We start from the raw sequence: 14934 nt of genomic DNA, 5'->3' as shown, positions 1-14934 counted from the left end.
CCGGCTCGGGCGGGGTCATACAAGGTCCGTCGCGAGTTCCGCACGAACAGAAGGCCCCAGTGGGGCCTTCGTCGTGAGCAGGACTGTCTGAGCAGCGGACCTTGTATGGGTTCGCCCGAGCCGCTCTCGTTACGCTTCGTCGCCGTACATGTACACCGTGAACCCGTCGCCCGTATCCTGGCTGTGGTCCTCCGCGATGCGAGTCATGCCGATATGGTCGTAGAAATGCCAATCGGACTCGCTGTCGGTCATGAGGAAGAACTTGGTGCAACCGGCTTCCCGAATCGCGGTGCGGGCGCGTCGCAGCAGCTCTCCTCCCAGGCCCTTGCCCTGGAATTCGGGACGGATGATGAGCAGGTTGATCTGCGCCTGCGCGAACTCGTTGCCCGTGGCGGCAAAACGGTCGGCCGTGGCCTTCTCACGCGTGTCGCCGAACAGGCAGCCGGCCAGGCGCTCGTCGCCGCCTTGCTCGAGGCGCGCGGTCGCCTGTGCCAACAGGTCCTCGTAGCGCTCGTGCCAATACTCGTTCACGCGCGGCTTGCCATCGTCGAACACGCCGACGCAGCACAGGGCGATCGGCTTGCCGCCCGCTTCCGCGACGATCGTGATGGGGGAGCGGTTGAACTGCATGGAGATGTTGTACCGCCCGGCCAACATGGCGTCTTCAAAGTCGCCGCGGTTGCGGAGGCTGTTGGTCCACAGCGTGCAGTACAGGTCGGCGAATTCGTCCAGGTCCTCGTGGCATGCGGCGCGGAACGTGAACTCGCCGGGGTTGATGGTCATGGGATCCTCCTATCGATGACAACGCTATAGCTTCTACCCATACGCGCTGCTCGGTAGTATGGACGGCTGGTAAGATGAAGGGCTGTGCAAAGATAAGCGAGGAGCGTTGATATGGCCATTCTGCTCGGCTGCGACGGCGTGCATCTGGAGTTTCCTACCAAGTTGATCGCCCAGGACGTGACCCTGGGCGTCAATGAGGGCGACCGTATCGGCATCGTCGGCAAGAACGGCGACGGCAAGTCGAGCTTGCTCGGCGTGCTTTCCGGGGCGGTTCCGCCGGACGCGGGGCGCGTGACGCGCCGCCGCGATGTGACGGTCGGCGTGCTCGGGCAGCGCGATGCGCTCGACAGCGCCTCCACGGTGCATAGGGCCGTGGTGGGCGATCTTCCCGAGTACGAGTGGGCCGCGAGCCCGCGCGTCCGTCAGATCCTGGACGGCCTCATCGCGGATGTGCCCTGGGAGGGCCTGGTGGGGGAGCTGTCCGGTGGCCAGCGCCGCCGTGTGGACCTGGCGCGCCTGCTCATCGGGGACTATGACGTCCTGATGTTGGACGAGCCCACCAATCATCTGGACATGCGCACCATCAACTGGCTCGCCGAACATCTCAAGTCCCGTTGGCAGCGCGGCAATGGCGCCATGCTCGTCGTCACGCACGACCGCTGGTTCCTCGACGAGGTCTGCACCTCCATGTGGGAGGTGCACGACGGCTGCGTCGATCCGTTCGAGGGCGGTTACTCCGCCTATATCCTGCAGCGCGTCGAGCGCGACCGCATGGCGCAGGTGACCGAGGAGCGTCGTCGCAACATGGCGCGCAAGGAGCTCGCGTGGCTCTCGCGTGGTGCGCAAGCGCGAAGTACCAAGCCGAAATTCCGCGTCGAGGCGGCTCGTGAGCTCATCGCCGACGTTCCTCCCGTGCGCAACGAACTCGAGCTGAAGCGCCTCGCGGTGAGCCGCTTGGGCAAGCAGGTCATCGACGTGATCGACGTGGACGCGGGGTATGAGAACGGTGCGGGGGAGGACGGATCGGGCGATGCGGCGCCTTCGCGCCCCGTACTCTCTGACGTGATCTGGCTCATCGGCGCCGGCGACCGGTACGGTCTGCTGGGCGAGAACGGCGCGGGCAAGACCACGCTGCTCAACGTCATCCAGGGCAAGCTCAGCCCTCGCCGCGGTCGCGTGAAGATCGGGTCCACGGTGCGCTTCGGCGTCCTCTCCCAGCAGCTCGATGAGCTGAAGCCCGTCGAGGACGATACGATTCGAGAGGTGCTCGCCCGTGGCAAGCGCTATGTGATGGTGGAGGGCAAGGAAACGAGCCCCGAGAAGCTCCTTGAGCGCCTCGGCTTCACGCAGCAACAGATGTGGAGCCGCATCAAGGATCTTTCCGGTGGTCAGAAGCGCCGCTTGTCGCTGCTGCTCACTATTTTGGAGGAGCCCAACGTGCTCATCCTGGACGAGCCCGGCAACGACTTGGATACGGACATGCTCGCACTCGTGGAGGACCTGCTGGACAGTTGGCCCGGCACGCTCATCCTGGTCACGCACGACCGCTTCCTCATGGAGCGCGTGACCGACCAGCAGTGGGCGCTCATCGGCGGCACCCTGCGACATGTGCCGGGTGGCGTGGATGAGTATCTCCGGTTGACGGAGGGTTTGGGCGCGGGCGGCTCCGCGCGTCCTCAGGCCCCCGGATTCAACGGCGGTCAGGGGTGTGACCCCAATCCTTCGAACGCCCCACAGACGGGCGCTCAGGGTCCTCGGAACGGGCTCTCGAATGCGGAGCGTCAGCGCCTCAAAAAGGAGGTCGCCTCCCTCGAGCGCAAGATGGAGACGCGTCGCGCCAAGGTCGAGGAGCTGGAGCGGGGGATGTTCGACATCGATCCCACCGACTTTGCCGCGCTCACCGCCCAGCAGGATGCCGTCGCCGCCGCTCGCGACGAGCTCGACGAGCTCGAGATGGCATGGCTCGAGGCGAGCGAGCGCCTAGAGACCTCAATGTAGGGACAGTCCCTTTTTTGAGGTTGAAAATGAGCGCGCCGAGGGGTGAATCCTCGGCGCGCACTTGTCTGGATGTGTAAAACGCACCCGTCCCCAATTACACATTGGGGTTCCTCAGGAGAGCATCTCCTTGAAGCCGCTCACAATCATGCGCCAGCCGCGCTTGAAGCGGCCCTCGGCGGGCTGGGGTGCCGGCACGATGGCGGTCGCCTCGGCCTGGACGATCTCTCCCTTGGCGGGGGAGGTTCCGCATGCGCGCGTGCTGGGCAGGGGCTGGGCGGACTCCAAAAGCTCGGCGCGTGCGCGGCGCTCCTTCTCGGCCGCAGCCTGGGCGCGTTTCTCCTCGGCGGCCCTGGCGCGCTCGATGGCCTGCGCCATGAGGTGCTCCTGCGCGTTGAAGGGCGCCTCGCCCTCCGCGCGGGCAACGGGGACCCAGCGTCCGCGTGCGTCGAGCTCGCGGGCCTTCACGTTGTCGCGCAGCTGGTCGGCCATGTAGTCACGCACCATGGCGCGGCAGGTGGGGTCGAGGACGGGATAGGCGATCTCGACGCGGTGCTCGGTGTTGCGCGTCATCATGTCGGCGCTGGACAGGTACACCGTGTCCGCCTCCTCTCCGAACGAGTAGACGCGCGCGTGCTCCAGGAAGCGCCCGACGATCGAGCGGATGTGCACGTTGCCGGTGCTGCCCTCGATACCCGGCAGCATGCATGAGATGCCACGGATGATCAAGTCGACGCGCACGCCCACACGGCTCGCCTCGGCGATCTTGTCGATAACCTCGCGGTCGGTCAGAGAGTTCATTTTGAAGAAGGCGTGCGCGGGCATGCCGGCGCGTGCACGGGCGATCTCGCGGTCGAGGCCATCCATGACGAGCGGTTTGAGTCCTGCGGGCGCGACACCGAGATAACGGTATTCGCCGTGCAGGTTGCCCAGCGTCAGGTTGCGGAAGAACGCATTGGCGTCCTCGCCGATGCCTTCATGCGCCGTCATGAGCATGAAGTCGGAGTACAGGCGCGCCGTCTTTTCGTTGAAGTTGCCCGTGCCCAGGAGCGTGATGCGCTCGATGCGCCCCTGGTCATGATAGGTGAGCTGACAGATCTTGGAATGGCATTTGAAGCCCTCGGCGCCGTAGATGACCGTGCACCCCGCCTCCTCGAGTCGCTCCGCCCAGGCGATGTTGTTCTCCTCGTCGAAGCGGGCGCGCAGCTCCATGAGGACCGTGACCTCTTTGCCCCGTTCGGCGGCGGAGATGAGCGACTCGCACAGGCGCGACTGGCGGGCCACACGGTAGAGGGTGATGCGCAGTGAGATGCAGGCGTCGTCGTGCGCCGCCTCGTTGATGAGGTCGAGCAGCGTGTTCATGGACTCATATGGATAGAAGAGCAGTTTGTCGCCGGCGAGCACCTGCTCGCGCATGGGTTCGCCCGGGCAGAACATGGGGCTCGGCTGCGGTGCGAACGGGGGGAACAGGAGCTTCTCGCGCGCCGCTGCGGGGAGCTTGCCCTCAAGGGAGAAGATGAAGCCGAGGTCGAGGGGCATATTCACGGAAAGCACCGCCTGTTGTGTCAGGTGCAGCGCCTTGCGGATGGATTTGACGGCATCTCTGCCCAGATCGCCGTGAATGGCGAGCAGCACGGGCTGCAGCCTCAGACGCTTCTTGAGCACCTTCTTCATGTGCTGGCGGTAGTCCTCGTCCTCCTCGACTCCCTCGCCGTCCGGATCGAGGTCGGCGTTGCGGGTGACGCGGATCACGGCGCTGTCCTGCGGGGCGTAGGCGCCGAAGCATGAATCGAGACATGCCAGGATGATGTCTTCGAGCAAGATGTAGCGCAGGTGGCCGTTCTCGTTGGAGACCTCGATCACACGCGGAAGGGAGGTCGGCACCTCGATGATGCCGAGCAGGCCCTGCTCATCCTCGGATGCGGATGCGAGCGTGCAGACCACGTAGAGGGCCCCGTTGCGGAGGTTGGGGAACGGGTGGCGCGGGTCGATGATGAGCGGGGAGAAGATGGGCTGCACGTTGCGGTTGAAATAGCTCCGCACCGTGTCGCGCTCGGTCCCAATGAGCTCCGCGGGCGTGATGCGCTCGACGCCCTTGGCGCGCAAGAGGGATTCGATGGCGTCGAAGGATGCGGAGGCCTTGGAGAACAGCCCCGGCAGTTCGGAGAACACGGCGGCGACCTGCTCGGAGGGGGTCATGCCGCTCTTGTTGTCGCGCGGTTGCCGTTTGAGGGTTGCCAGGCTCGAGAGCCCGCCCATGCGGACCATGAGGAACTCGCGCATGTTGCTCTCGAAGATGGCGATGAATTTCAGGCGCTCGAACAGCGGCACGGATTCATCCATCGATTCGGCGAGCACGCGCTCGTCGAAGCGGAGCCAGGAGAGCTCTCGGTTCTGGGTGTAGGTCATGTCGCGCTTCTTGTCGTGCCCGTCGTTGCCCATGATGGCCCCCTCGTGTGTTGCGGCGATACCTGGAAGTGATGATGCCTGCGAAGTCGCATGAATGTCTCAAGGTTATCGCCGTGTCCGGACTGAACCCGAGTGTAGCGCGCAGTCATGATGAGCTCTTTACACGCTGCTTTCGAACGTGTTAAAGACTCGCGTGAATGTAAGCGATGGGCGCGGACGGGCCGCGTGAGGCGCCGTTGGGCGTACACTGATGAACGTGTGAGAAGACCTCGGATGCCGTCCCATCGGCGGGCGCGCACCATGAATGTGAGGGGTACCTATGGTTCGAATTGGCCTTTTGACCAGCGGCGGCGACTGCCAGGCGCTCAACGCGACGATGCGCGGCATCGTCAAGACTCTCGACCATCGCTCGGGAGAGCCGGTCGAGATCTTTGGTTTCGAAGATGGCTATCAGGGCCTCATCTACAAACGATTCCGCAAGATGACCCCCGCCGACTTCAGCGGCATCCTCACGCGCGGCGGCACGATTTTGGGCACGAGCCGCACACCCTTCAAGCGTCTCGATATTCCCGAGGCCGACGGCGTGGACAAGGTCGCCGCCATGAAGGGGACCTATCGCGAACTCGGCCTCGACTGCCTGTTCATGCTGGGCGGCAACGGCTCCACCAAGACTGCCAACCGCTTGGCGCAGGAGGGCCTGAACGTGATCGCGCTGCCCAAGACCATCGACAATGACACATGGGGGACCGACATCACCTTCGGTTTCACGAGTGCGGTCGAGATCGCGACCAAGTGCATCGACGACATCCACACCACCGCGAGCAGCCACGGCCGCGTCTTTGTGATCGAGATCATGGGGCACAAGGTCGGTTGGATTCCCCTGTATTCCGCCGTCGCCGGTGGCGCGGATGTGTGCTTGATCCCCGAGATCCCCTACGAGATGGATAACGTGATCGCCGCGATCGACCGCCGTATGCAGTCGGGTGCGCGCTTCACCATCATCGTGGTCGCGGAAGGCGCCATCTCCCGTGAGGAGGCGGCACTGCCCAAGAAGGAGTACAAGAAGCTCGTGGCGGCGCGCACGTCGCCGTCGATCGCCTACGACATCGCCCGCGAGATCGAGGCGCGCTGCGGGCGCGAGACCCGCGTGGCGGTGCCCGGGCACACCCAGCGCGGCGGTCAACCCGATGCGCAGGACCGCGTATTCGCCACGCAGTGCGGCGTCGAGGCGGCGTTGGGCTGCTTGGAGGGGGAGTACGGCTTTATGGTGGCTCAGTGCGACGGCGAGATGCGCCGCGTGCCGCTGGCGGAGGTCGCCGGCAAGCTCAAGCGCGTCGACCCTGCCAGCGACCTGGTGCGTGAGGCCCGCGCCCTGGGTATCTCCTTCGGCGACGAGGCTTAGCGGGGCTCGAGGCGCTGCATGCGGTAGCCCACCCCGACGTGCGTCTGGATCATCGTGGGATGCGATGGATCGGCCTCGATCTTCTTGCGCAGGGTTCGCATGAACACGCGCAGGCTCGCGATGTCGCTGTCCCAGCTCGTCCCCCAGATCTCGTGCGTGATGAAGGTGTGTGTGAGCACCTTGTCGACGTTTTTCGCCAAAAGCACGAGGAGCTTGTACTCGGTGGGTGTGAGCGAGAGGCGCTCGCCGTCGAGCTCGGCATATCCCGCGGCGTAATCGATGTGCAGGCCTCCGTTGTCGAAGGTGCTCGCCTCGATGGATTCGGCGGTGATCATGGTCGAGCGCCGCAGGTTGGCGCGGACGCGGGCGAGCATTTCCTCAACCGAAAACGGCTTCGTCAGGTAGTCGTCGGCGCCGGCGTCGAGCGCGCCGATCTTATCCGAGTCCTCGACGCGCGCCGAGATGACGATGATGGGAACGGCCGACCAGCTGCGGATCTTGTTGATGACTTCGACGCCATCGATGTCCGGCAGGCCGAGGTCGAGCATGATCAGGTCGGGGTTGCGCGATGCCGCGTCCATGATGGCGGTCTCGCCGTCCGTCGCCTTCTCGACGCTGTAGCCGTGCAGGTCGAGAGCGGTCGTCACGAGGTTGCGGACCGCCGGGTCGTCTTCGACCACGAGGATGCTTGGGTGCGCGGCGTCATTCATGTATCTCGATCTCCTCGGCGGGAAGGGTGAAGCGGAAGACCGCTCCATGGGGCTTGTTGTCGGCGACTTCGATGATACCCCCGTGCGCCTCGATGATGGAGCGGCACAACGACAGACCGAGGCCGAAGCTTCGATGGGAGTCGACGGGGCGAGGGCCCTCGGCGATGAAGAAGCGGTCGAAGACGCGGGGCTTGTCGCGATCGGAGACGCCCGGGCCGTCATCGGCGACCTCTACGACGACGGATGAACCCTCCCGTCGCGCGCCGATCGTCACGGTCGAGCCCTTCGGCGTGTATTTGAACGCGTTCGTGATGAGGTTCGTGAGTACCTGCATGATGAGGTGGACATCGATTTTCACCAAAAGGATCTCGTCCGTGTGCGTGATGGTCACGCGGTGCCCGTGCGATTCGCGGGCGACATGGCTGAGTGCGGCGGCGATGACCTCGTCCATGAGCTCCGACGTGAGGTTGAGTTGCATGTCGCCATCTTCGATGCGGGTGATGGCGAGGAGGTTCTCGACGGTGTCGATCAGCCAGAGCGAGTCGTTATAAATGGCGTCCGCGAGCTCGAGCCGTTTCGCGTCCTCGAGTTTCTCCCCACCATCGCGCAGCACCGCGGCCGACCCCGAGATCGCGGTGAGGGGCGTCCTCAGGTCATGGCCGATGGATCTAAGCAGGTTGGCGCGCAGTTGCTCATTTTTGGCGAGCACGGCGGCCTCCTCCCGCTCTCGCGCCGCCTTGTCGCTCTCGAGGGCGAGCGCGCACTCGCCGACGATCGACAGGACGATGGAGTGCTCGAACGCCTCGAGCACGCGTCCCTTCAGATCGATGCCCACGACGCCGAACACCTCGTTGCCCGCGCGCACCGCAAGGTAGAGGCACTGCGCCTCGGGCAGGGTGTGAGTGCTCGCCCCGGCGTGCTTGTTGTTGTTGAAAGTCCACGTTGCTACGGCGCGTTCGTATTCGGTGAACAGGGACGTGCGGTGGTCTTCGGCCCCGGCGCTCTCATACAGCGGCTCCCCGAGCAGGTCGCCGTCTGCGGGGTAGAAGACGACGTCGAGTCTGAGGAGCTTCACGAGCTGGCTCATGGCGACGCGCGCTCGTGCCTGGGGTCCCTGGGCCCGTTGCAGGAGCTGGTTGGTTTCGAGGAGCACACGGGTCCTGAAGGCGTTTTTCGCCGAGGCGCGCGCGTTGTCGGTGAGGCGCGCGGTGAGTTCGGCGGCCACCATCGCGGTCGCGAACATGATGGCGAAGGTCACGAGGTAGCTTCGGTCGTAGCTGTCGAATGAGAACAGCGGTGTCACGAAGCAGAAGTTGTAGAGCACCACCGAGAGGATGCTCGACACGATGGTGCAGACGCGCCCCGCGGTCGTGACGGCCGTGAGCAGGGCCGTGAGGATGTAGAGGGAGATGATGCTCGAGTCGGCGAACCCGAGTCCGCGGAATGCGGTGCCAACTGCCGTGGCGATGGCGGATAGACCCAGTGTGAGCAGCATATCCCGCCTGCTCGGCAGATGGGGTCCCGAGGCCGCTTGCCGGTCGTGGCCCCGCCTGGCCGGCGCCGGCTGATCGGGGATGATGTAGATGTCGAGGTTCGGCGCGATGGCGATCAGCCTTTCCACGAGCGACTTGCGTCCGAAGAGCGCGTGATGCAGGCCGTGCGCCTCGCCGGTGCGCCCCATGACGATCTTCGAGATGCCGGACAGTCGCGCGAATTCGGCGATCTGAAAGGCGATGTCGTCCCCATACACCGTTTCCACCTGCGCGCCGAGCTGTTCGGCGAGAGCGCTGTTCGAGGAGAGGCGCGCACGTTCGTCCTCGTCCATGGTCTGGGTTCGCGGACTCTCGACGAACAGGGCGACGAGTTCGCCATGGAAGGCCTTCGACAGCCGCGCGGCCGCCCGCACGATGCGCGGGTTCGTGGGGGCGGGGGAGAGGCAGACCAGGATGCGCTCGCTGGTGTAGTAGTCGCGGTTGCCGAGCACGCGCGCGGCGTCGGCGAGGCGTCCCGTGCGGTCGGCGCAGCGGCGCAGGGCGATCTCGCGCAATGCCGTGAGGTTCTCGATGCTGAAGAAATTGCGCTGTGCGCGGTCGGCCTGCGCCGCGCGGTACACAAGTCCGGCCTTGAGGCGCTCGAGCAGGTCCTCGGGCTCGATATCCACGAGCTCGACCTGGTCGGCGTCATCGAAGACGCGGTCGGGGATGCGCTCGCGCACGACGACGCCCGTGATGGAGGCCACCATGTCGTTCAGGCTCTCGATGTGCTGGACGTTGACCGTGGTGTAGACGTCTATGCCGGCGCGCAGAAGCTCCTCGACATCTTGATAGCGCTTTTCATGGCGGCACCCCGGTGCATTGGTGTGTGCGAGTTCGTCGACGAGGATTAGCCGCGGCGCCCGGGCCAGGGCGGCGTCGAGGTCGAATTCCGCGAGTTCGATGCCGTTGTGCTCGATGGACATATGCGGGATGCACTCGATGCCCCGCGACAGGCGCGCCGTCTCGGGGCGCTCATGAGGTTCGATATAGCCGGCGACGACGTCCACGCCGCGCCTCTTGGCGGCGTGCGCGGCCTGAAGCATGGCGTAGGTTTTGCCCACGCCCGCGGCGTACCCGAAGAAGATCTTGAGGTGCCCTCGGCGTTCGCGGTACTCCTGTGTGTGGGCGTCCTGTTCGAGCGCTCTGAGCAGGAGGTCGGGGTTCGCCCGTACGTCGGATGCAGCGCGTGACATTGCGAGGCCTTTCTCGCCGGTGTGGATCGATTGCGGCGGCGGGATGGACCGCCTCGAGCATGCGATGAGTATAGGGCTCCGTTCGGGGCGCCGCATCCGCTCAGCTGCATCTTTACGGCATCTTAAGGCCGGAGGGCATCACCCTAACACCGTTTTAATCCGCTTCGCCGTTTACTGTTCCCAGGCACTCGGGGAAGGGTGCCACCCGTGATTCTCGGAAGGAGCAGTTACATGAACGTCCTGATCCCGATCATAGGCATCACGTGCATCGGCCTGTTGATCTACTACATCTACATTCTGATGAGGAGTGATTCTTAAATCATGAGCGCTGCAATTCAGTACATCCTGTACTTCGCTGTGCTCGTCGTTTTGGCCATCCCACTCGGTCGGTTCATGGCCCGTGTCATGGACGGCGAGCATACGTTTCTCTCTCCCGTGCTCGGTCCGGTCGAGCGCGGTATCTACCGCCTGCTGCGCATCGATGATGCCGAGCAGATGGGCTGGAAGCACTACCTGGTGAGCGTCCTTGTCTTCTCTGGTATCGGGCTCGTGGTGCTTGTCGCGCTCCAGATGCTCCAGGCCATCTTGCCGGGCAACCCGCAGCACCTGCCCAGCGTGCCCTGGGACCTGTCGTTCAACACGGCGGCCTCCTTCATCACCAATACCAACTGGCAGTCCTATTCCGGCGAGACCACCCTGTCCTACCTCGTGCAGTTCATGGGTCTCACCGTGCAGAACTTCGTTTCCGCCGGCACCGGTATCGCGGTCATGTTCGCACTGATCCGCGGCTTCCGTCAGGTCAAGGAGCAGGGTCTGGGTTCCTTCTGGGTCGACCTCACCCGCACCGTCCTGTATGTGCTCATCCCGCTGAACCTCGTGTTGGGCGTCTGCCTGGCTGCCGGTGGCGTCATCTCCAACTTCCAGCCGGCTCAGAAGGCTGAGCTCGTAGAGCCCGTCGCTGTCCAGCCTAATGCAGACGGCGGCTGGAGCGTCATCGACGGCGCCCAGATCGAGGGCGACGCGGTCAAGGTCGATGGCAAGGTCGTCGAGGGCGCACGCGTGGTCACCGAGCAGTTCCTGCCCCAGGGCCCCGCGGCTCCTCAGGTCGCCATCAAGCAGTCCGGCACCAACGGCGGCGGCTTCTTCGGCGTGAACTCCGCCCATCCGTATGAGAACCCCAGTGCCTTCACCAACATCATCGAGATGACCAGCCTGCTGCTGATCCCAGCCGCCTGCTGCTTCACCTTCGGTATCGGCGTCAAGAACACCAAGCAGGGCAAGGCCATCTTTGCCGCCATGTTCATCTTGCTGGTGATCTTCACCGGCATCATCGCCGTCAACGAGCATGCGGGCACCCCGCAGCTGGCCGATGACGGGGCGGTCAATATCGAGATGACCGACGGCCAGGCCGGCGGCAACATGGAGGGCAAGGAGAGCCGCTTCGGTATCGCCGCTTCCTCTACGTGGTCGGCATGCACCACCGCCGCTTCCAACGGCTCGGTTAACTCCATGCACGACTCCTATACCCCGCTGGGCGGTTTTGTCCAGATGCTCCAGATGGCTCTGGGCGAGGTCGTCTTTGGCGGCGTGGGCTGCGGTCTGTACGGCATGATCGGCTTCGCCATCCTCACGGTGTTCATCGCCGGCCTCATGGTCGGACGCACGCCTGAGTTCCTGGGCAAGAAGATCGAGCCGGGTGAGATGCGCTGGGCAGTTGTCCTGTGCCTGGCAACTCCGTTTGCCATTCTGGTGTGCTCGGCCATCGCCTGCATGGTGCCCGGTCTTGTCGACCAGCTCAACAATGGTGGCGCGCACGGCTTCTCCGAGGTGCTGTATGCCTTCACCTCATGCGGCGGTAACAACGGCTCGGCGTTTGCAGGCATGAACTGCAACATTCCCTGGATCAACGTCATGCTCGGCCTCGAGATGCTGTTCGCCCGCTTCATGCCCATCATCGGCACGCTGGCTATCGCCGGCTCGCTGGCCAAGAAGGGTAAGGTCGCCGAGAGCGCCGGCACCCTGTCTACCACCAACGGCATGTTCGTATTCCTGCTCGTGTTCATCGTTCTGCTGATCGGTGCCCTGAGCTTCTTCCCGGCCCTGGCGCTTGGCCCCGTTGCCGAGTTCTTCCAGATGATTGCGTAAAGGAGGGCGCAGATTTATGGCTATGCAAAAAGACATGATGGGCCGCGCGGTCCGCGACTCGTTTGCCAAGCTGGATCCTCGCGTCCAGATTCAAAATCCGGTCATGTTCCTGGTGTGGCTTTCCGCCGTCATGACCTCCGTCCTGGCTGTCGCTTCCATCTTCGGTGTGCAGGACGCGGGTGTGCCCACCTACTATGTGGTCGCCATCGCGGTCATCCTGTGGCTCACCGACCTGTTCTCGAACTTCGCCGAGGCGCTTGCCGAGGGCCGCGGTAAGGCTCAGGCCGATTCCCTGCGTGCGGCCAAAAAGGATGTCGAGGCCCATCGCATCGAGTCCGTTGAGGACAAGGAGCACTTCACCGTCGTTCCCGGCACCGAGCTCGCGCGCGGCGACCTGGTGATCGTACGCGCCGGCGAGCAGATCCCCGGCGACGGCGACGTCATCGAGGGCGCTGCCTCCGTTGACGAGTCCGCCATCACCGGCGAGTCCGCCCCCGTGGTCCGCGAGGCCGGCGGCGACCGCTCTGCCGTTACCGGCGGTACCACGGTGCTGTCCGACTGGATCATCGTCAAGATCTCCAGCGAGCCCGGCCAGAGCTTCCTGGACAAGATGATCGCGATGGTCGAGGGTGCCGCGCGCAAGAAGACCCCTAACGAGATCGCTCTGGAGATCTTCCTGGTGGCCCTCTCCATCGTCTTTATCCTGGTCACGCTGGCCCTGTATTGCTACTCCTGCTTCTCGGCCGGTCTCAACGACATGGTCAACCCCACGGCCGTGACCACGCTCGTGGCGCTGCTCGTGTGCCTGGCCCCCACTACCATCGGCGCGTTGCTGCCCGCCATCGGCATCGCCGGCATGAGCCGTCTGAACGAGGCCAACGTGCTGGCCATGTCCGGCCGCGCCATCGAGGCCGCCGGCGACGTCGACATCCTCATGCTCGACAAGACCGGCACCATCACCCTGGGTAACCGCCAGGCCGCCGAGTTCATCCCGGTCGACGGCGTCGATCCCGCGGAGCTGGCCGATGCCGCCCAGCTTTCCTCGCTGGCCGACGAGACCCCCGAGGGCCGTTCCATCGTCGTGCTCGCCAAGGAGCAGTTCGGTCTGCGCGGCCGCACGCTCGAGGACAAGGGTATAGAGTTCATCCCGTTCACCGCGGCAACGCGTATGTCCGGTGTGAACTACGAGGGCAACGAGATCCGCAAGGGCGCTGCCGATTCCGTGCGCACCTATGTGGAGGCAGCCGGCGGCGTGTTCTCCCAGGAGTGCGACGAGGTTGTCGAGCGCATCGCCAAGGCCGGCGGCACCCCGCTGGTCGTGACCAAGAACTGCCGCGTGCTGGGCGTTGTGTACCTCAAGGACATCATCAAGTCCGGCGTTAAGGAGAAGTTCGCCGACCTGCGCCGCATGGGCATCAAGACCATCATGGTGACGGGCGACAACCCGCTCACCGCCGCGGCAATCGCCGCCGAGGCCGGCGTTGACGACTTCCTGGCCGAGGCCACCCCTGAGGGCAAGCTCGAGAAGATCCGCGAGTTCCAGCGTGAGGGCCACCTGGTCGCCATGACCGGCGACGGCACCAACGATGCGCCCGCTCTGGCCCAGGCCGACGTTGCCGTGGCCATGAACACGGGTACCCAGGCTGCCAAGGAGGCCGGCAACATGGTCGACCTCGACTCCAGCCCCACCAAGCTCATCGAGGTCGTGCGTATTGGCAAGCAGCTGCTCATGACCCGCGGTTCGCTCACGACCTTCTCGGTGGCCAACGACGTGGCGAAGTACTTCGCTATCATCCCGGCCCTGTTCTCGCCGATCTACCCGGGCCTTGGCGCGCTCAACATCCTCGGTCTGGCAAGCCCGCTGTCCGCGGTTCTTTCGGCCATCATCTATAACGCGCTCGTTATCGTCGCGCTGATCCCCGCCGCGCTGAAGGGCGTTAAGTACCGCGAGGTCCCGTCCGGACAGCTGCTGACCCACAACCTGCTCGTGTGGGGTCTGGGCGGCATCGTTGCCCCGTTCGTATTTATCAAGCTCATCGACATGCTGCTCGCGTTCTGCGGCATTATGTAAGTGGAGGTTTGTATGTTCAAAGGTGTTGCATCGCGTGCACTGGGTGTGTTCGCGCTGTTTACCGTTGTCTGCGGCCTGGGCTATACGCTCGTCGTGACCGGCATCGCCCAGGTTGCGTTCCCGTATCAGGCGAACGGTTCGCTCATCAAGGTTGACGACAAGATCGTGGGCTCCGAGCTCATCGGCCAGAGCTTCGAGGATGAGGACCACATGTGGGGCCGTATCCAGAACGTGACTATCGTCGAGGGGGAGGACGGCGGGCTCATGGCCTACGGCGCTCCGTCCAACCTCTCCCCGGCGAGCGAAGAGTACCGGCAGCTTGTGGACGAGCGCGTCGAGAAGATTCGCGCCGCCAATCCCGACGCCGACATGGATGCCGTGCCCGTCGACCTGGTGACGTGTTCCGGCTCAGGGCTCGACCCCGAGATCTCCCCCGATGCCGCCGAGTACCAGGTACCGCGCCTGGCAAAGGCTACCGGCAAGAGCGAAGGCGAGGTGCGTGACATCATCGCCCAGTGCACCAAGGGCCGATTCCTGGGCGTCTTCGGCGAGCCCACGGTCAACGTGCTCAAGGTGAACCTCATGTTGGATGGTGTGCTGTAGGCGGCGTTTTCGACTAGAGATGCTTGCATGCCCCCGGTGCGACCGCGCCGGGGGCATGATTGTTTTAACCAGCGGTTAGATTTCCTGC

At 64.4% G+C, this 14934-nt stretch carries 9 protein-coding genes; 5 read left to right on the top strand and 4 right to left on the bottom strand.

All coding sequences use genetic code 11. The annotated features are described in order from the left end of the window. Positions 1-129: 129 nt before the first annotated feature. A complete protein-coding gene (locus tag FY258_RS05105) occupies positions 130-783 on the bottom strand; it encodes a GNAT family N-acetyltransferase (RefSeq protein WP_118103682.1) in 654 nt (217 codons plus the stop codon). A gap of 111 nt (positions 784-894) precedes the next feature. On the opposite strand from FY258_RS05105, the gene FY258_RS05100 reads away from it, so the two are divergent. Beyond that, entirely contained in the window at positions 895-2781 is a 1887-nt protein-coding gene (locus FY258_RS05100; protein ID WP_118103680.1) for an ABC-F family ATP-binding cassette domain-containing protein, read from the top strand. Positions 2782-2892: 111 nt separating this feature from the next. Here the strand turns inward: FY258_RS05100 and ppk1 are convergent, their stop codons facing one another. Beyond that, complete coding sequence (ppk1, locus tag FY258_RS05095; protein ID WP_118103678.1) at positions 2893-5220, bottom strand: polyphosphate kinase 1; 2328 nt, start codon at positions 5218-5220, stop codon at positions 2893-2895. A gap of 286 nt (positions 5221-5506) precedes the next feature. On the opposite strand from ppk1, the gene FY258_RS05090 reads away from it, so the two are divergent. After that, positions 5507-6589 (top strand): 6-phosphofructokinase, encoded by a 1083-nt coding sequence (locus tag FY258_RS05090; protein ID WP_118103676.1) that lies wholly within the window; start codon positions 5507-5509, stop codon positions 6587-6589. Here the strand turns inward: FY258_RS05090 and FY258_RS05085 are convergent. Together FY258_RS05085 and FY258_RS05080 are read right to left on the bottom strand one after the other, a co-directional pair. Continuing rightward, positions 6586-7299: a response regulator gene (locus FY258_RS05085; protein WP_118103674.1), complete on the bottom strand. Its 714-nt coding sequence runs from the start codon at positions 7297-7299 to the stop codon at positions 6586-6588. The two genes, FY258_RS05090 and FY258_RS05085, sit on opposite strands and share 4 nt — an antisense overlap. Next, the gene (locus FY258_RS05080; protein WP_118103672.1) at positions 7292-10027 is read right to left on the bottom strand and encodes an ATP-binding protein; all 2736 of its coding nucleotides are present in this window, start codon (positions 10025-10027) and stop codon (positions 7292-7294) included. The genes FY258_RS05085 and FY258_RS05080 overlap by 8 nt, the downstream gene beginning before the upstream one ends. A 321-nt stretch (positions 10028-10348) precedes the next feature. Between FY258_RS05080 and kdpA the strand changes: the two genes are divergently transcribed. Genes kdpA through kdpC form a run of 3 tightly spaced genes read left to right on the top strand, consistent with a single transcriptional unit; the run spans position 10349 to position 14846 of the window. Then, on the top strand, positions 10349-12172 hold the full coding sequence (gene kdpA, locus FY258_RS05075) for a potassium-transporting ATPase subunit KdpA (RefSeq protein ID WP_118103670.1): 1824 nt from the start codon (positions 10349-10351) through the stop codon (positions 12170-12172). Positions 12173-12188: 16 nt separating this feature from the next. Beyond that, positions 12189-14243: a potassium-transporting ATPase subunit KdpB gene (kdpB, locus tag FY258_RS05070; protein WP_118103668.1), complete on the top strand. Its 2055-nt coding sequence runs from the start codon at positions 12189-12191 to the stop codon at positions 14241-14243. A 12-nt stretch (positions 14244-14255) separates the two neighbouring features. Continuing rightward, positions 14256-14846 (top strand): potassium-transporting ATPase subunit KdpC, encoded by a 591-nt coding sequence (gene kdpC / locus FY258_RS05065; RefSeq protein ID WP_118103666.1) that lies wholly within the window; start codon positions 14256-14258, stop codon positions 14844-14846. Positions 14847-14934 lie beyond the last annotated feature (88 nt).

This window comes from Collinsella intestinalis (assembly GCF_902364775.2).
Lineage (GTDB): Bacteria > Actinomycetota > Coriobacteriia > Coriobacteriales > Coriobacteriaceae > Collinsella.
This window is presented reverse-complemented; position numbering and strand designations above follow the sequence as displayed.